Consider the following 17,530-nt stretch of genomic DNA (forward strand, 5'->3'; position numbering starts at 1 on the left):
TGGGATGAAAAAAATCAGAAAATCCGCATCTGCTATTTTACTGTCTGTTGTACTTTCTTTATCAACATTATTGACTGCTTGCGGTAATCAGCCGTCTGAGCAGGAGGCCACGGCCGGCACGGCTGGCTCTGCGGGGGAAAGCGGGAAGCTGACGGCGGTCACCCAGGTGACGAACTGGTTTGCACAGGCGGAGCATGGCGGTCTGTATGCGGCCAAGGAGCAGGGCTACTACGAAGAGGCGGGACTGGATATGACCATCCAGCCAGGAGGACCGCAAGTATCTCCGACACAGATTGTAGCCTCTGGCAAGGCGCAATTCGGGCTTACGACGGCAGACCAACTGCTGGTTGCCCGTGAGCAGGGAATTCCGCTGGTTGCGATTGCGACGATTTTTCAAAAAAGCCCGCAAGGTCTGATGGTGCATGCTAACCAGCATATTTCATCCTTTGCCGATTTGAATAACCGTACCGTTTATGTCGGGACAGGGTCGGTATTCTGGGATTATGTGAAGGGAAAATACAATTTGGATCAGGTGCAGGATATGGCCTATACCGGTTCGCTCGCTCCTTTTGTAGCGGATGAAAAGGCTGCTATTCAGGGATATGTAACAAGTGAGCCATACGAAATGAAGCAGCAGAACGTGGATGTTAATTTCCTGCTGCTGGCAGATGCCGGTTATAATCCGTACTCCAATGTACTGTTTACAACAGAGCAGTATATTCAGGAGCATCCAGACATCGTGCGGGTTTACGTCGAGGCTTCCATGAAGGGCTGGGATTATTATAAGACCAACTATGATACCGTGAATGACGTCATTCTGAAGGAAAACCCGGATTTCACCAAAGAAAAGCTGAATTACGCCGCTGAAACGCTCATTCCATTTGTATATGAAGGCGATGCGGCGGAGCATGGTGTTGGTTATATGACGAAGGAGCGCTGGGCCGAGCTGGGACAGCAGTTGTTAGAGATTGGAGCCTTGAAGTCCGAGCCGGATATCAGCAAGGTGTTCACGGACGAGTTTCTGCCGAAGTCTTGAGAAGGTGACGATCAGCCGCTTAAATCTTGAAAACAGTGGGAGGGAACGGAATGAATGAACATTGGACAGCAATTGTAAAAGAACGGATCGACCCGGAGCTGCTGCAGTGGGAGGAGCCTGCGCTTGCCAAATACTCGATGGATTATCATCACTTCTCTCCGATCCTGACGAGACAGCTTCAGGGCAAGCTTGCGGAATGTATCGCCACCCCGCGCAGCGAGCAGGAATTGGACGCCCTGCTGTCAGTTGCCGCAGAAACAGGGGTTCCTGTCACGGTCAGGGGGAACGGAACCGGCAACTATGGCCAATGTGTCCCGGTCACGGGCGGAATTGTGCTGAACCTGGCCAAGTATAACAAGGTGCTCGAAACGGGAGAGGGCATGATGAGAGTGCAGGCCGGGGCAAGGCTCGGCAAAATGGAATCCACAGCCCGCAAGGCCGGTTATGAGCTGCGCACGATGCCTTCCACCTTTCAGTCGGCGACCATCGGCGGTTTCCTGTGCGGCGGCTTCGGCGGCATTGGCTCCATCAGCTGGGGCACGATCTGGGATGGTCTTGTAAGCTCTCTGAAAATCAAGACGGTCGAGGTGGAGCCGCGCACGATTGAGCTGCAGGGCGAAGAGATTCTGCCTTACCTTCACACCTACGGTACGATTGGCATTTTGTCCGAGGTGGAAATCAATCTGGCCCCGCGTGTGGAATGGATGCAGTGGGCGGTGACGTTTGACAGCTTTGCGCAGGCGTTTCGCTTCGGACAGACGGTTGCTGAAAATTCCTCCTTGGTGAAAAGGCTGATTTCCGTTCACGAATGGCCCATTTCCTCTTATTTTATTCCACTTGATCTCCCCGCCGGGCGGACTGTCGTACTGCTCGAAATCGATACGGACTGTGAAATGCAGCTGGAGCGTGCCATAGCAGACTATGGCGGACAGGCGGCGATGAAGATTTCTGCCGAGCAGTACCACAAAGGAGTTGGCGTATCCGATTTTACCTGGAATCACACTACCCTGTGGGCGAGAAAGGACGATCCGGGGCTAACCTATCTGCAGCTGAATTTTGACCAAATCCGTGCTCTGGAGCAAATAGAGGTCATGAAAGAAGAATATCCGGAAGTGATGAATCATATTGAATTTGCCCGTCAAAACGGGAAGCTGCTCATTTCCGGCCTGCCGCTCGTTCCCTTCTCGACGGAGGAGCACCTGAATCGGCTGATGGCCCGGTATGAGCAAAATGGGGTCAGGGTCAATAATCCGCATACATGGGATTTGAAGGATGGCGGGCGCTCGTATGCCCATGACCTTTTATGGGAGATCAAGCATCGCCACGATCCGGGAGGAATTTTGAATCAGGAGAAGCTGAAGCGTCCGGCAGCCAGCAGTGTCTGAAAAGACAAACTCATGAAATACGAAGCATGCAGCAGCAGATCAAGTTAAAAGGACTTTGACGTAAGTCCGGATTTACAGCAAAGGAGCGGATGATGTGAAATTTGCAGATGTGCTTATCCGTCGAAAGGTTCCCTGTACCATGCGCGATGGTGTCACGTTATATGCCGATATCTACATGCCTGACGAAACGGGAGAATATCCCGTGCTGCTGATGCGCCAGCCCTACGGACGGGCGATTGCCTCAACGGTTACGCACGCCCATCCTGTCTGGTATGCAAGTAAGGGATATATGGTTGTCATCCAGGATGTCAGAGGCCGGGGAGAATCAGAAGGGGAATTTGAGCCGTTTGTACAGGAAGCCGAAGACGGCTTTGATACCGTCGCCTGGGCAGCCGCTCTGCCGGGGTCATCCGGGAAGGTGGGCATGTACGGCTTCTCTTACCAGGGACTGACGCAGTGGGCGGCGGTATCACTTCACCCGCCTGCGCTTAAAGCAATTGCGCCCAGCATGTGCCCTGCCGACCTGTACCATGGGTTGTTTTACGCGCATGGCTCCTTCGCGCTTGGTAATCTGCCGTGGGCATTTCAATTGGCGCGGGATACAGCGCAGAGGGCGGGCGATTTTGCGGCGGCCGAGCAGTGCTCGCGCTATATGCGCAGCCCGGAGGATATGTTCTGGCAGATGCCGCTGAATGAAAAGCATCCGATTCTGGAGCGTTACTTTCCTGCATTTTATGACTGGATTGAACATACGGAGTACGATGAGTATTGGGAGCGCATGAACTGGATCGAGGATATAACCGCTCAGCCGGTGCCGGCCCTGCATATCGGCGGCTGGTACGACGGCTATCTGATGGGAACGCTGCAGACGTTTGAGGCACTGCAGGCTGGGGCCAGTCCAGACTGCTTCCATCGCCTTATCGTTGGCCCGTGGGCCCATATTCCATGGGGACGCAGGGCGGGCGGGATCGATCATGGCGAGCAGGCGGACGGCGATCATCATCTGGAGCAGCTCCGCTGGTTCGATTATTGGCTGAAAGGGAAAAGGGATGCTGAATTGTCCACAGAATCGCCTGTCCGTTATTTTGACCAATTAAGCCATGAATGGCATACGGCGGAACGGCTGCCTTCCGTCTTTGCAGAGGAGACGTCCCCGTCCGAGGTGTTCTATCTGTCCGGATCGCAGGTGCCAGCCAACGGCGCATCCGGCGGAGGAAGGCTCGAAAAGCGGCTCGAAGATGTGGAGGAAGCTGTCCCGGATGTGTTCGTGTATGATGCACGTCTGCCGATGCGGCTGGATTCTTATTTGCCATCTGACCGCAGCGCCATTCAGGAGCGGCACGAAATTCTGGTATATACGGGCGGACCGCTCGCCGAGGAGCTCCCGCTGTTTGGAACCCCTGAGCTGTATGTACAGTATCAGACGCTGGGCGGACCAACCGATCTGGTGGCTATTTTGACAACCGTCTCCGAAAATGGAACGGCTCGGCTGTTGAGTGTGGGCCGTACGGAAATTTGCAGCGAAGAAGCGGAGATAAGCGGCAATGAGGCGGAGATGGAGAATGGCTGGAGAATAGCTCGAATCCGGCTTCGCCCGCTGGCAGCCACCCTGCCAGCAGGCACATATATCCGGCTTGAATTGACCGGCAGCGCCTTCCCGCTGTTCGCGCGCCATCCGAACGGTGTCAAGGGTCAGGTGAATACGATGGGCACAAGTGGGCTGAATATCGCAACCACAGCCGTGCGCAGCTCGGAGCTGGCCCCGTCGTGTTTGACGCTTCCGGTAAGAAAGTGAAGAACAAGGCACCCTATAATCTCAGGAAAAACTTCCGCATAAATGGGATCTGTCTTCTGTGAATGTATGTCATTGTACATTTTTCTAATAAATGAAGGTGAGGTTGAAGGCATATGGTGAATATTCCGGGATTGGTAGCCGGTAACTTCGAGCATTGTCCTGTTTACAAAATTTCCGCCAAGGATACGAACAAATTCGTGCTGCTGTGTGACAGGGAGCAGGTGCCGTTTACGTCGTTTGTGGAAATTTTCGAAGTGGGGGGCAGAACCCCATCCAATGAGCACCGGGAAGCGTATGAATATTTTTATGTGCTCAAAGGGGAAGGATTGGCTAAAGTAGGCAGCGAATATGAAACGCCGATTCGTCAGGGCTCGTTCATTATCATCCCGCCGGGCAACCATCATGACATCATCAACACGGGTGACAGTCGCTTGTACTGTCTGACGACCATGGTGCCTGACGAAATGTTCTCGGATCTGATCAAAGCAGGGCCTGCCGCCGAGCTGGATGAGGAGGATTTGGCCGTGCTTAAGACGCTGGCCATTGCGCAATGAGCGCATCCGCTGGCCGCATGCATTTCATTAATGTACGCCTCCCGCTCAGGGAAGACAACCAATGGTATGAACTGAAGGCGGAGGGTGGCAAATGGATCAGCATCCGGCAGCAGGGCGGGTTCCTTGATGCTGCAGTCGCCGGTGTAACCCGGGCGCTGGTCCCGGCTCTGGCCGGCACCGATCTGAAAAAGTTGGACGAAGCGGAGTGCATTGATCTGCAGGGCGGGATTATGCTGCCTGGCCTGGTGGACTGCCATATGCATCTGGATAAAGCTTTTTCGCTTGAGCAGGTGTCCAACATTTCGGGTACGCTTCAAGAGGCTATTGAGAACTACAGCCAGGCAGTACCGGATTTCAGCAAGGAGCAGTTGGCAGTCCGCATGCTGGCGGCCGCCAGGCTAGCCTTGAGCTACGGAACAACGACGATAAGAAGCCACCTTGACTTCCCGGTCCATTTTGGCAAGGAGGTGGCCTTTCGGACGATTGCGGCGGCTTTGGAGGTACGGGAAAAGCTGAGCGGCCGCATGAAAATCCAATATTCGCTGATGGTTCCGTTCCGGGGTGATCAAAGAGTTGTCGATGAAGCTGTCGCTGAAGCGCTGCGCATGGGCATCGATGTACTTGGCGGCGCTCCCCATCTGGCGGCAGATCCCGAAGGTGAGATCAGCCGCATTTTCCGGCTGGCAGAGCAATACGGCGTACCGGTGGACCTGCATGCCGATGAAAGCGATGATCCGGGAAAAAGGACCGTGCTGAACATCGCAGAGCACACGATTCGCTACGGGTATCAGGGTCGGGTGACGGCAGGTCACCTCTGTTCGTTGTCCGCGATGGACGAGAAGGATGCGCAGGTTGTGATCACGAAGATGAAAGAAGCATGCTTGAATGCGGTAACGCTGCCTGCCGTGAACCTGTATTTGCAGGGAAGGGAGGACCGTGGGCTGGTCCGCAGGGGGACAACACGAATCCGCGAGCTGCTCGCTGCCGACATTCCGCTGGCGGCCGCCTCCGACAACATTCAGGACCCTTTTCACCCGTTCGGCCGTGCAGACTTGACGCAGATCGCGCAGATTACATCGTATGCCGCCCACATGGGGGGCGTGGAGGATTTGCGGCAGCTTCTGCGGATGATCACGGACATACCTGCCGGCATTGTGGGCAGTGAAGGTTACGGGATTCAGGAAGGCAACGCCTGTGACTTTGTGGTCACAGATGCGGCGGATGTAACGCAACTGCTGTCGGGCACAAGCATGAGCCGCTGGGTATACACCTGCGGAGGCTGGCAGTCGGGGCTGTATGCGGCGCACGCATATGCGATGGATAAGCAATAATAGTGAATGGTTGAGTAGCAATGGATGGTATCAAAATCAGGTGAGTCTACCACTTGGATCAGCATCGGAGATTATCACAAGGTATGCGATCCGGCAATTATATTGTTACCTTTCGATCTGCTTGTCTCAAAGAAAATAGTGACAAACTGTAGATTTAGCTAGATAATGATTCTTAGCTATATATTGGATTTCTGAATGAATATTCTCTATGGGGTGTTATAAGTGTTTGTGAACGAAAAGTATAAAGATATCCTTGAAATTATTGAGGGTAAACCATTAAGGAATTTCTTGAAAAGATATAACTTGTCTGGTGGAACAAGTAAAGCAGATAGACGGAGAAAAATTCTTGAATCGTTGGTTATGGATTCGGAATATGATGGTAACGGGATTCCTGTTGGTCCTTTACATTCGATGAATTAAGAAGATTAATGAATGAAAATCTTAACTTGCTCACTGAAATGAGAAAAAAATACGAAGATTTAAAATTTCAAGTTGAGACAGACGACTTGATTATAGATAGCGATGATTGGATTCAAAATAAAGATAAGGTCCATACTATTCTTAAGGTTCTTTCACATAAGGGTATCCTAACACCAGATGAACTAAAATTAAAACTAGAACTGGTCGAAACCTTATTGTAAATAACTCAAATATTAACCAACGATCCATGAGGACATAGACGTGCTTTTTTGATGGTATAACTAAGTAGATATTAGAAATCTCAATTGTTGCGTTCTTATTGATACATTCCATTTTAGGGTTGTCTTTTCGGACAGTCCTATTTTATGTATACATATACGGCCTGCGAGCCCAAGTATTTGCGCATTACCTCCTTGGAATCAGCTGCAGCAAATTCCACGACATCTGAAAATCGTGGTGATATCCCCTACGCAGGTGCTTTCCTGTGATCTTCTCTTTACCGTTCGGGACCATCGGAAGCAGTATATACAGATTGATTAGTTCAGTTCTTCTACTGTTATGGGTTGAACGGGCGTTGGAGTAACTTGCATACGAACGTTTGTTTCTATTATATGTTTGCCAAAACGCAAAATCAATATGTAAAGAAATAAGTCTATTTTAGTCTGTTGATGTGTTCGATTTGAAGTTTTGTCCCAGAGCCAATCTATATAGGTATATTGTATCCAAGATAAAAAGAAAAAACCCCTGCTACACAAGGGTTCCCGGCTATGATCTGTAGTGGGCTCGAACCACTGACCCCCACCCTGTCAAGATGGTGCTCTCCCAGCTGAGCTAACAGATCAAGTTATTTATCACGGTAAGGTTTATATTACTCGAAGGCTTCCCATGTGTCAACAGTCTATCTGAATAATTTTCATTTTTTCAAACAATTTTAATAGATACGAAGCATTTCTGTCACCCTGGCATGCGTTTCTTTAATCTGTTAACCGGTCGGTGTGTCTTCATATCTGAAGACACACCATTACCTTCCCAGCCGATTTTGTATTATAATTCAGCTTACGTGGTTTAATGCCATACATACATAGACAGTAGGAGGACAAATCATGGCGGCTGAGATTGTAACTGTAACGACCGAAGAGCAGCTCCAACTGGCGCTGGCTATTCGTACCAAGGTGTTCGTTGAGGAACAGAACGTGCCTGAGGAAGTGGAGATTGATCTGCACGATCGCCTCGCCGGAACAGCGCACCATTTTTTGATTCAGGACGAGGGTAAGATGGTTGCGACGGGAAGGGTAACCATTTATGACGACGAGACGGCCAAAATGCAGCGCATTGCTGTTCTGAAGAACTATCGCTCGAAAGGATACGGACGGGTGCTGCTGCTTGCCATGGAGGAGAGAGCGCGGGAGCTGGGGCTTCATTATTCGCTGCTGGATGCCCAGTGTCAGGCGGAGGTGTTCTACAAGAAGCTTGGCTATGAAACGATCTCCGACGAGCCTTTCGATGATGCGGGAATCCCGCATGTGCGGATGCGTAAAAAGCTGTAATTGAAAGAAATTTCTCTCTAACCAGATCATACGAAAGCCGCAGAAAATGCCCGTTTCTGCGGCTTTCCCATCACCATCTCCCGACCATCACACTACCAGCAAATTACACTACAATCCCAATTACACAATCACCCTGACTACACTTCCAGCTCTTTCTCCACATCATAAACGCGCTGCTGCTCCAGAATGCCCATCTCGCCCGTACGGCCCTGGAACGTCTCTATTTCATCGCTGTAATGCATAAGATGAATCATCCGCTGCAGCTCTGGCGGCAGGCTGAGCAGCTCGTCGAGGGTGGTATGTACTACTCCTTCGCCGAGCAGCTGCACCTCATGCAGAATCGCCCTGCAGCCACGTTCCTGCACCAGCTTCGTCAGCATCCCCGGATCGAAGGTCATATCCGCGCTGTAGAACAACCGCTCATTGATGTACAGGGAGTAGCTGTCCTTGCCGGGAATATGCTTGGTAGAGATCAGCTCTGCCTGGATTCCGGGCACAAGGTCGATAGCCTGTCCCGGCACGAGCGGTCTGATTTCGAAGATGTCCTCCATCCGTTCAAACATACCTTTTTGCAGCATCCCGCCTTTCAGGGTATTTTCCCAGAGTGGTTCGACGAGTGCCTCCGCCAAATACAGCACCGGCTTGCGTCCGTGGATAAGGTTCATGCGAAAGCCCATTTCTTCAAGCCCGCCTACATGATCGGCATGAATATGAGTGATAAGAATGGCATCCAGCTCTGTAATCGGCAACCCCATCTGATGGAGAGCGAGCGGGGCGGTGATTCCGCAGTCGATCAATAGCTTTGCTTCGCCGCTATCCAGCAGCGCATTGTTGTTGTAATACTTCTTGGCAAAGGCGCTGCCTGTACCAAGCATCTGCAGCTTTAATGTCATTCGGGCGCCTCCTTCTCATTCTGTTAATCGATTTCCCTGGCAATCCGGGTATTCGGGACTACCTGTTATATTAACATGGTTACAGGTACAGGCAAAACCATCCATGACAAAAGTGGCAATTTTGTGAGCGGAGCAGCGCAACTTGTAGAGTTTTGCAAAGTATAAATTTACAACAGAAGATGGATGGAGGGACATGAGGGACATGAAGTGGACAAAAGTTTTGGTTTTGGTTATGGCCTTTTCTACATTGGGAGGATCTGTCTTGTCCGCCGAAGCTAGTAGTCAGGAGCCAGTCAAATTAATTATAAACGGACAGGAAGTCAGAGAGGGCGGATATGTGATCGACGGCACGACTTATGTGCCGATCCGGGATTTCAACGGTCTCGTAAGCTACGACTCATCTACCGGCAAAGTCCAGTTTGAACAGCCTAACGTTCATATTTTCCTGTTCAAGGGAGATACTGTATTCGGGAATGTGAACAAGGGGAAACTGAAGTTTAACGTATTTTCCCAGATTGACAGCCTGACCACCGATATTGTAGCTGTCAAAATTGCGATTACGGACCCGGATGGCAACGTGAAGGATATTCAGGCCCAGGAGATTACCGGTAAGCAGAAGGATAACTTCTGGTTCCGTACGAATGACTTTACGTATGATTTTAACAAGGCTGGCAAATACAGAGTAGGCTTTTACATTAAAGAAACGCCGACCAGCAGCTTCAAGCTGATTTCCGAAAAGGTCATTACAGCACTGGATTCCTGAACAGCTTTCGGGAGCATGGTAAAATTGACCTTCCCACCCGGATCATGTTACGATACGGAAGGAAGAACAAACCAACTGAAGGTAGGTATATGGATGACTGATCACAAACATGAGCATGAGGGACATCAACACGACCACGACCATGATCATGACCACGAGCATGAAGAACTGATTCTTACCGTAACGGATGAGAACGGCAACGACGTGGAGGTTGTACTGGTTGAGACGTTTGATGTCGACGATCAGCTTTATGCTCTCTTGCTTGAACGAGGAAACCCTGAAGCGGATGGCATCATTCTTCGTGTTGAGGAAGAGAACGAAGAGATGGTGTTTTATAATATTGAAGACGAAGCAGAATGGAAGCGTGTTGAAGAAGTGTTCAACGAGCTGGTTCAGGAGTACAACGACTGATTCAGCACCAGGCCATACAAGCTGCAGGGGCCCCGTGAAGGGGCCTCTTTTCATAAGCCGCCGCGTGCTCTGTGACCAAAACTATCAGTAAATCAAAGAGCCAAGCCCGCAGGCTTGGCTCTTTGTAAATATAGGGTCAAAATATCGGATCAGCTTCGATGATGACTTTAACCTGATTAATATTACGGTCTTCCGGACCTTTAACGGGAAGGCCGACATCGACATGCTCTACAATATAGTCGATATTTTCCTGTGAAATCACTTCCCCTGGCAGCAGGATCGGAATGCCCGGCGGATACACATAAATAAATTCGGCAATAATGCGGCCAGCAGATTCTTTAAAAGGAATAACCTCAGTATCCGCGTAAAACGCATCACGCGGGATCAGGGACAGCTGTGGAATTTCCGGTATTTTCACGATCAGTTCATGGGCTTGCCCATCCTTGTAATATTGGGAGGACAGCTCTTTGAGCGCTTCCAGCAGCGTTTGGACGGATTCCTGTGTATCACCTGGAGTAATCAGGCAGAGAATGTTATACATATCACTAAGCTCGACTTCGATATTGTAATGCTCGCGCAGCCAGTTTTCCGTTTCGTATCCGGTGATGCCGAGATGGCGGATGTGGATGGTTACCTTTGTCGGATCGTAATCAAAGGTCGCTTCCCCGCCAAGAATGTCATCGCCGAAGGAGTATAAACCCGGGATGTTATTGATTTCACTGCGCGCGAACTGGGCCAGGTCGATCGCATGCTGCGCCATCTGACGTCCGTTCAGGGCCAGGTTGCGCCGTGACGTATCGAGGGAAGCAAGCAAAATATAAGACGTAGAAGTCGTTGTCAGCATACTGATGATCGTCTGCACACGCTGCGGATTCACATAACCGTTTTTCGTATTCAGATTCAGAACAGAGCTCTGCGTCATGGAGCCGCCCAGCTTGTGCACGCTCGTTGCTGCCATATCGGCTCCGGCCTGCATGGCTGACATTGGCAGATCAGGGTGAAAATGGATCAACACACCATGGGCCTCGTCCACGAGCACCGGCACATCAAAACTGTGGGCAAGATCGACAATTTCCTTAAGGTTGGCGCACACGCCGAAATAGGTCGGATTAATGACCAGGACACCCTTGGCATCCGGATGGCGTTCCAGGGCGCGACGGACGGAGCTTGTCGTAATGCCGTGATCAATGCCAAGATTTTCATCTCTGGCAGGAGAGACGAAGACCGGCTTTGCGCCTGAGAAAATAATCGCGGACATGATCGATTTATGAATATTGCGTGGCACGATAATTTTATCGCCAGGCGAGCAGACGGACAGGATCATCGTCATGATCGCACCGCTGGTGCCCTGCACGCTGAAGAGCGTATAATCCGCACCGAAAGCATCGGCCGCCAGAATCTGTGATTGCTCAATGACGCCGGTCGGCTGATGCAGATCATCCAGCGGCGCGATATTGATCAAATCTATGGAAAGGGCATTATCCCCGATAAACTCGCGGAATTCCCGATCTGTTCCCATACCTTTTTTATGACCGGGGATGTGAAATTGTACCGGATTGCTGTCTGCGTGTTTTTTTAAAGCGCTAAACAGCGGTGTCTGGCGGTGATCCATCAGCTTTGTCACAACCTTTCTTATGAACGCGTGCCTGATGCTTGCTTGCGGCACGTCGTCTTGTTATTGTCTTTTTGTATCGTAATTTGGAGTGTTACGCAGTTTATAAACAAAATTGAGTATAGCAAAATGAAGCGGGAATGCAAGCAAATGATTGATGCAGATTTCCTAACAACTGAAGCAGGATGTGAAGAAGATGGAGAATATCAGTAAACGCGCAACGGGGCGGCTGCTGTCGCCCTTGTTTATAGCTCTGTGGGTGCTCGTTTTTTTGGTAGAGTTTTTGAAGGGATCGCTGCTTGTTTCCATACTGCCTGTATATATGGGCGACTCATTGGGCCTTTCCGCCGGAGTGATCGGCCTTGCCTTCTCGCTGCAGTATCTTGGCGATAACCTGTTCCGTGTGCCGGCAGGATGGCTGGCCGAGCGGATGGGATACAGAGGAACAATGGCGGCGGCTCTCATTGTGACGATTGCGGCTGTGCTGATGATGAGCTTTTTTTCAAGCTCCTTCTGGCTGGTGTTGGCCTGTCTGCTCTTGGGAATCGGCACCTCACCGCTATGGCCTTGCGCCATGACCGGAACAACGGAGATTTCGGGGCCAAACAACAGCAATGGTGCAGCTATGGGGACGCTTGAAATCGCTGTACTGGGCGGAACGGGGCTTGGGCCTATCATTATGAATTTCGTCACGGCCAGAACAGGGCAAGAGTACAGCATTGTGTTTATGATATTGACCGGGTGTTCCATCCTGATGCTCCTGGTGGCGCTGCTGCTGCCTGGCCGGAAACCGGTGAAGGAAGCGGCCGTGCGCGGGAAAGCGGCGGACGAGGGGAGAGCGCCTTTGACGCTTGGCAGCAGGCTGCAGCAAATGTCGAACAACCTGAAAAGCACGCTGGATTTTATCAAAACCCATCTGAAGGTCAATCCGCTTCTTTATCCGGCGCTGTTTTTACAGTCCTTTGTTCTGGGGCTGCTCAGTCCGGTGCTCACCCTTTATGCCAGAACGGATCTGGGTATCTCGCCCAATATGTATAGCGCGCTGTTGATTGCAGGTGGCGGCATAACTATACTTGCGCTTATTCCGCTGGGCAAACTGGTGGACCGGTTCGGGCCCCGGTATTTTCTGCATGTCGGTTTTGGCCTTGCCGGTCTTACCTTGTTTACCTTTGCGGGTATTTCCACGATCCCGATGATATTTTTGGCCGTCTGTGTAATCGGCTTTAGCTATGCGCTGATCCTCCCGGCGTGGAATACGTTTCTCGCAGGCTTGGTTCCGGGAAGCGAACGTGGTACGGTATGGGGCTTTTTCCTTACACTTCAAGGCTCGGGGCTGGTTGTCGGACCGATTGTCTCCGGCACGCTGTGGGACCATGTCGGGCATACGGCCCCTTTCATCACGAGCGGCGTTGTGATGCTGCTGCTGTTCATTTGCCATCTGCTGCTTGAGCGCCGTCCATACCGGAGTAAGAGCACGGCCTCTTAACAGACACAGCAAAAGAAGCGTTCATTCCCATGGGGAAGAACGCTTCTTTTGCTGTGATATGTACGCCAGGATTATTCCGGATGGCTTGCCATCTTGTACAGAGGCAGCAGCTGCTCGAAAGTGGACCGGACCAGCTTCAGCAGCTGTTCTCCGTCCTGTACACGCGGGTCATTCCGTTCAAGCCGCATACCGCATACCACCTCGGATTTTTTGACAGTGGCGAGCTTTTGGATCAGGGTGCGGAACTGCTCCTTTGTCATTTCGGCATGAGCAATGCCTTGCGGCGCCATGTGATCCATGGACCAGTAATAATTGCCCGGCAAGTGGCCGCGGATTTCCTGGAGCTGCTTGTCCAGCTGCCTGGCGAACACTTCCTTGTTCGGACTTTCATATATAAGAGCGAACACAATGAAGAGGTGGGAAGCGAACATGCCTACCTCAAAATGAGGATACGCTTTATACCCCCGCTTGCTCGGCGCCCATGCAATCCAGGTGTCCTTAGGCGGATTCACTGTCCGGCGCGCATGCTTGGCGACATGCGGGAACATCTCTTCACCGCACAGATCTGTCATAAAAGGGGCCAATTGTTCCCCGATGGCTTCCAGCTTCGGCCGCACATTGCTTATCAGCACTTTCATTCTGGCCTCCAGGCCGGGCACTTCAAATACATCGAAATCCTGCTCATTGAAACCGGTGAACGTCATTCCTTCTCCTCCTGTCTTGCTCGGTCCCGATTATTTTTAACCGGAATTTCCCTGATTATAGCATACAGCCGGGGGCTTGGCCGTATCTTTAAAATGAGCCATGCCCGGGAAAGCAAATTTAGTCAAATAACCAAGTACCCTTACATATTATGAAGTATAAAATATAGTAAAGGGAAAGATCATACGGCGCAGCCGTTTCCTGCGCGCAGGCTTGATCCGGATCTCACAAAGGAGGGGAATGCCGTGAATAAGAGCTGCGAAGTGGAATACTGCAATTTGGAGCTCCGGTTTAGCCGCCGGCATATCCACAAGCTGATTAAAGACCTCATTCAGGAAGGCTACTCATTGTACTGGAGTGAGGATGAAGAATGTCTTGTCTTGTCGGTTCGCACGGGACGCAAGCTGGTAAAGCTCCGTTTTCAGCTGCTGCGTACCGGTCATTACAAATTAGCAGGGGATTATTTGATCAAAGATGAGAAGCTGGCGGAATGGCTGGAAAATCTCATCGGGATTACGCGTGGCCATGCCATCATCAAGCGTATCAAGGATCAGCACATTCTGGTGAAAAATATTTTGTTCGGCGAGGTGATCCGGCTTGTGGAAGTGAACGGGTTCAGGCAGCGAGTTCTGTTTCAGAAAGGGGTGCAACTGTCGACCGAGAAGCTTGAGGAGATGCTTGCTTCAAAAGAGGGAGAGTTGCGGCTTCAACTAGCCAAGATGGAAGTGGATGACGAATTGGAAGAGTTGTGGTCCGCGCTGCAGACCGGAAATAAAGAAAAGGCTGACATCTGCCGCAGCCGGCTGGGGGAATTGTCCAGACAGCTGCTGATGCTGGAGGGATGAACATCAGCTTACTGCACCTCATGCAAATGGGGTGTTTTGCTCTGCATAGGAGCAGGGGTTCACTTCTTTGCGCAAAAACGGTAAAATATAGTTGTACGTGATTTCACAAAATAATGTTGCAAAGGATGAGGAACCAGATGGCAAAACAGCAAATTGGTGTTATTGGTCTGGCTGTAATGGGCAAAAACCTGGCCCTGAACATTGAGAGCAGAGGCTTCAGTGTCTCGGTGTACAACCGCTCCCCCGAGAAAACGCATGATCTGTTAAAAGAAGCGGAAGGAAAGAACCTGACAGGAACCTTTTCCATTGAGGAATTCGTAGCTTCCCTGGAATCGCCCCGCCAAATTTTGATCATGGTTCAGGCCGGCAAAGCGACGGATGCAACCATTGAACAGCTTATTCCTCATCTGGATGAAGGCGACATCATAATTGACGGTGGCAACGCCTATTTCCCTGATACACAGCGTCGCAGCAAGCTGCTGGAGGAGAAGGGCCTCCGTTTCATCGGCACGGGCGTATCCGGCGGTGAAGAAGGAGCTTTGAAGGGGCCGGCCATTATGCCAGGCGGACAAGAAAGTGCTTATGAGCTGGTAAAACCGATTTTGACGGCCATTTCGGCGAAAGTAAACGGAGACCCATGCTGTACATATATCGGTCCTGACGGTGCAGGACATTACGTAAAAATGGTGCACAACGGCATTGAGTATGGCGACATGCAGCTGATCTGCGAGGCATACCATTTGCTGAAATCCGTGTTGAACGTGAACGCGGAAGAACTGCACGAAATTTTCACGGAATGGAATAAAGGGGAGCTTGATAGCTACCTGATCGAAATTACGGCCGACATCTTCTCGAAATATGATGAAGAAACTGGCAAACCGATGGTGGATGTCATTCTGGATTCTGCCGGTCAAAAGGGCACTGGCAAATGGACAAGCCAAAGCGCGCTGGATCTGGGTGTGCCGTTGTCCATGATTACGGAATCCGTATTCTCCCGCTTCCTGTCTGCCATGAAGGAAGAGCGTGTCGCTGCCAGCAAGGTGCTGAGCGGTCCGCAAGGAGCGGCCTTCGACGGCGATAAAAAAGAGTTTATCGAGAACGTGCGCAAAGCGCTGTTCGCCAGCAAAATCGTATCTTATGCCCAAGGCTTCGCCCAAATGCGCGCAGCTTCCGACGAGTACGGCTGGGATCTGAAATACGGAAATATCGCCATGATTTTCCGCGGCGGCTGCATTATTCGTTCGCAGTTCCTGCAGAACATCAAGGATGCCTACGACCGTGACTCTGGGCTGAAAAACCTGCTGCTTGATCCGTACTTCAAAAATATCGTGGAAACATACCAGGACGCATGGCGCAAAGTGATTTCCGCCGCTGTTGTGCACGGTATTCCGGTGCCTGGCTTCTCCAGCGCGCTGGCTTATTATGACAGCTACCGTACAGAGCGTCTCCCGGCAAACCTGCTGCAGGCGCAGCGCGATTATTTCGGCGCCCATACATTCCAGCGTGTGGATAAGGAAGGCGTCTTCCACCATCAGTGGTTCTAAGCTCCGAATGATGACCAAGACCCGATGCAGCCTGACAGGCAGTTGGCTGCACCGGGTCTTTTTTTGCTCGTATGCCTGGATTGTCTAAAGTTTCAGCCCTGTGTTATGATTATTACATATCTTTATTTTATATAATTTATGGAGCGACCAGAGGGGTGTCATACGTGGAAAATTCGGTTCAGAACCGGAACCTCATCCTGATTGGCATGATGGGGACGGGAAAGTCTACCGTCGGGACTCTTCTTGCCGCCAAGCTGGGGTATCGTATGGTGGATCTGGACGCCGAGCTGGAGCGCCGGGAGGGAAGAACCATACCCGATATCTTCGCCAATGAAGGCGAAGCGTACTTCAGAGATGCGGAGACCGCCGTACTGCACAAGGTGCTGGAAGACAGCGGTCAGGTCATTGCTACCGGAGGCGGCGCCGTACTGAAAGAGGGAAACTGCCGGGCAATGTTCCATAACGGCTATGTCGTGGCCTTGTCGGCCCGGGCGGAAAGCATCGTGGAGCGGGTCAGTTTATCTGCAGACAGGCCGCTGCTGGCGGGCGATGTGGAAGGTCGGGTGAGGAAGATCATGGAGGAGCGCAAGGATGCCTATTCATTTGCTCACGTCACGATCGATACGACGGGTGTGGATGCTGGCGAAGTGGCGGAATTGATTTTAGCGCATTACCGCGTCTAAGCTTTTAAAGACGAGCCTATAACGTTCGCCTTTGTCCCCGAGTTTCTTTCATTATAAAAATAAAATAATAAAATAATGAAAAAATCCGGGGACAACAGCGATTGGAGGAATGCTTCGTTCTCGGAGCGCCGCACAACAGACAGTGGGCCTCAATTAACGGACCTTAGGGACATCCTCCCGTCTTTCGGATAAGAGCAGCCGGTTACTCTTCTTCATGCCACCATTGCAGCATGCCACCGGTCATATTGATACAGTTGTCATAACCGTGCTGTTGCAGATATTCGCAGACCCGCTCGCTGCGGTAGCCGCTGCGGCAGATGAAGATGACTTCCTGATCCGGGTCGATTTCTTCCAGTCTCGCCGGAATCTGATTCATGGGAATATGCTTGGCACCCGGAATCATGCCGGCGGCCACTTCTTCATCCTCCCGGACGTCAATCAGATTCAGCAGCTCTCCCGCCTGAAGGCGCTGCCTGAGCTCGGCGGGTTCAATTTGAGGGATTGGGTTCATGGTTGAGTCCTC

The 17,530-nt window shown here is 51.2% G+C and carries 17 protein-coding genes and 1 tRNA gene; 13 read left to right on the forward strand and 5 right to left on the reverse strand.

Annotated elements, in window-relative coordinates; all coding sequences use genetic code 11:
• Window positions 1-4 precede the first annotated feature (4 nt).
• From ACE41H_RS05695 to ACE41H_RS05720, 6 genes are all read left to right on the forward strand, one after another.
• Window positions 5-1,036 carry an ABC transporter substrate-binding protein gene (locus ACE41H_RS05695; RefSeq protein ID WP_375353884.1) on the forward strand — a complete coding sequence of 344 codons (1,032 nt, stop codon included), beginning with the start codon at window positions 5-7 and terminating at the stop codon, window positions 1,034-1,036.
• Window positions 1,037-1,086: 50 nt separating this feature from the next.
• On the forward strand, window positions 1,087-2,421 hold the full coding sequence (locus tag ACE41H_RS05700) for an FAD-binding oxidoreductase (RefSeq protein ID WP_375353885.1): 1,335 nt from the start codon (window positions 1,087-1,089) through the stop codon (window positions 2,419-2,421).
• Window positions 2,422-2,515: 94 nt separating this feature from the next.
• Window positions 2,516-4,216 (forward strand): CocE/NonD family hydrolase, encoded by a 1,701-nt coding sequence (locus tag ACE41H_RS05705; protein WP_375353886.1) that lies wholly within the window; start codon window positions 2,516-2,518, stop codon window positions 4,214-4,216.
• Between the two features lie 113 nt (window positions 4,217-4,329).
• A complete protein-coding gene (locus ACE41H_RS05710) occupies window positions 4,330-4,770 on the forward strand; it encodes a cupin domain-containing protein (RefSeq protein WP_375353887.1) in 441 nt (146 codons plus the stop codon).
• The gene (locus ACE41H_RS05715; RefSeq protein ID WP_375353888.1) at window positions 4,767-6,101 is read left to right on the forward strand and encodes an amidohydrolase family protein; all 1,335 of its coding nucleotides are present in this window, start codon (window positions 4,767-4,769) and stop codon (window positions 6,099-6,101) included. The genes ACE41H_RS05710 and ACE41H_RS05715 overlap by 4 nt, the downstream gene beginning before the upstream one ends.
• A gap of 428 nt (window positions 6,102-6,529) precedes the next feature.
• Window positions 6,530-6,742, forward strand: a complete 213-nt coding sequence (locus ACE41H_RS05720; protein WP_375353889.1) for a hypothetical protein — start codon at window positions 6,530-6,532, stop codon at window positions 6,740-6,742.
• A 547-nt stretch (window positions 6,743-7,289) separates the two neighbouring features.
• Here ACE41H_RS05720 and ACE41H_RS05725 read toward each other — a convergent pair.
• A tRNA-Val gene (locus ACE41H_RS05725) sits at window positions 7,290-7,362 on the reverse strand.
• 262 nt (window positions 7,363-7,624) lie between these two features.
• On the opposite strand from ACE41H_RS05725, the gene ACE41H_RS05730 reads away from it, so the two are divergent.
• Complete coding sequence (locus ACE41H_RS05730) at window positions 7,625-8,068, forward strand: GNAT family N-acetyltransferase (RefSeq protein ID WP_375353891.1); 444 nt, start codon at window positions 7,625-7,627, stop codon at window positions 8,066-8,068.
• Window positions 8,069-8,205: 137 nt separating this feature from the next.
• On the opposite strand, the gene ACE41H_RS05735 is transcribed toward ACE41H_RS05730, so the two are convergent.
• Complete coding sequence (locus tag ACE41H_RS05735) at window positions 8,206-8,961, reverse strand: MBL fold metallo-hydrolase (protein WP_375353892.1); 756 nt, start codon at window positions 8,959-8,961, stop codon at window positions 8,206-8,208.
• A 202-nt stretch (window positions 8,962-9,163) separates the two neighbouring features.
• Between ACE41H_RS05735 and ACE41H_RS05740 the strand changes: the two genes are divergently transcribed.
• Window positions 9,164-9,724: a copper amine oxidase gene (locus ACE41H_RS05740; RefSeq protein ID WP_375353893.1), complete on the forward strand. Its 561-nt coding sequence runs from the start codon at window positions 9,164-9,166 to the stop codon at window positions 9,722-9,724.
• A gap of 93 nt (window positions 9,725-9,817) precedes the next feature.
• Complete coding sequence (locus ACE41H_RS05745; RefSeq protein ID WP_375353895.1) at window positions 9,818-10,135, forward strand: DUF1292 domain-containing protein; 318 nt, start codon at window positions 9,818-9,820, stop codon at window positions 10,133-10,135.
• A 136-nt stretch (window positions 10,136-10,271) separates the two neighbouring features.
• Here the strand turns inward: ACE41H_RS05745 and ACE41H_RS05750 are convergent, their stop codons facing one another.
• Window positions 10,272-11,747 carry an aminotransferase class I/II-fold pyridoxal phosphate-dependent enzyme gene (locus ACE41H_RS05750; RefSeq protein WP_375353896.1) on the reverse strand — a complete coding sequence of 492 codons (1,476 nt, stop codon included), beginning with the start codon at window positions 11,745-11,747 and terminating at the stop codon, window positions 10,272-10,274.
• 196 nt (window positions 11,748-11,943) lie between these two features.
• Between ACE41H_RS05750 and ACE41H_RS05755 the strand changes: the two genes are divergently transcribed.
• Entirely contained in the window at window positions 11,944-13,233 is a 1,290-nt protein-coding gene (locus ACE41H_RS05755; protein WP_375353897.1) for an MFS transporter, read from the forward strand.
• Window positions 13,234-13,304: 71 nt separating this feature from the next.
• Here the strand turns inward: ACE41H_RS05755 and ACE41H_RS05760 are convergent, their stop codons facing one another.
• Window positions 13,305-13,937: a YktB family protein gene (locus tag ACE41H_RS05760; protein ID WP_375353899.1), complete on the reverse strand. Its 633-nt coding sequence runs from the start codon at window positions 13,935-13,937 to the stop codon at window positions 13,305-13,307.
• Window positions 13,938-14,180: 243 nt separating this feature from the next.
• Here ACE41H_RS05760 and ACE41H_RS05765 point away from each other — a divergent pair, with 243 nt between their 5' ends.
• From ACE41H_RS05765 to ACE41H_RS05775, 3 genes are all read left to right on the forward strand, one after another.
• The gene (locus tag ACE41H_RS05765; protein ID WP_375353900.1) at window positions 14,181-14,780 is read left to right on the forward strand and encodes a YkzI domain-containing protein; all 600 of its coding nucleotides are present in this window, start codon (window positions 14,181-14,183) and stop codon (window positions 14,778-14,780) included.
• A 137-nt stretch (window positions 14,781-14,917) separates the two neighbouring features.
• The gene (gene gnd, locus ACE41H_RS05770; protein ID WP_375353902.1) at window positions 14,918-16,324 is read left to right on the forward strand and encodes an NADP-dependent phosphogluconate dehydrogenase; all 1,407 of its coding nucleotides are present in this window, start codon (window positions 14,918-14,920) and stop codon (window positions 16,322-16,324) included.
• Window positions 16,325-16,488: 164 nt separating this feature from the next.
• On the forward strand, window positions 16,489-17,007 hold the full coding sequence (locus ACE41H_RS05775; protein WP_375353904.1) for a shikimate kinase: 519 nt from the start codon (window positions 16,489-16,491) through the stop codon (window positions 17,005-17,007).
• A 202-nt stretch (window positions 17,008-17,209) separates the two neighbouring features.
• Here the strand turns inward: ACE41H_RS05775 and ACE41H_RS05780 are convergent, their stop codons facing one another.
• Window positions 17,210-17,518, reverse strand: a complete 309-nt coding sequence (locus tag ACE41H_RS05780; protein WP_375353905.1) for a rhodanese-like domain-containing protein — start codon at window positions 17,516-17,518, stop codon at window positions 17,210-17,212.
• Window positions 17,519-17,530: the final 12 nt, after the last annotated feature.

The sequence above is a fragment of the Paenibacillus enshidis genome (assembly GCF_042136365.1).
Lineage (GTDB): Bacteria > Bacillota > Bacilli > Paenibacillales > Paenibacillaceae > Paenibacillus > Paenibacillus enshidis.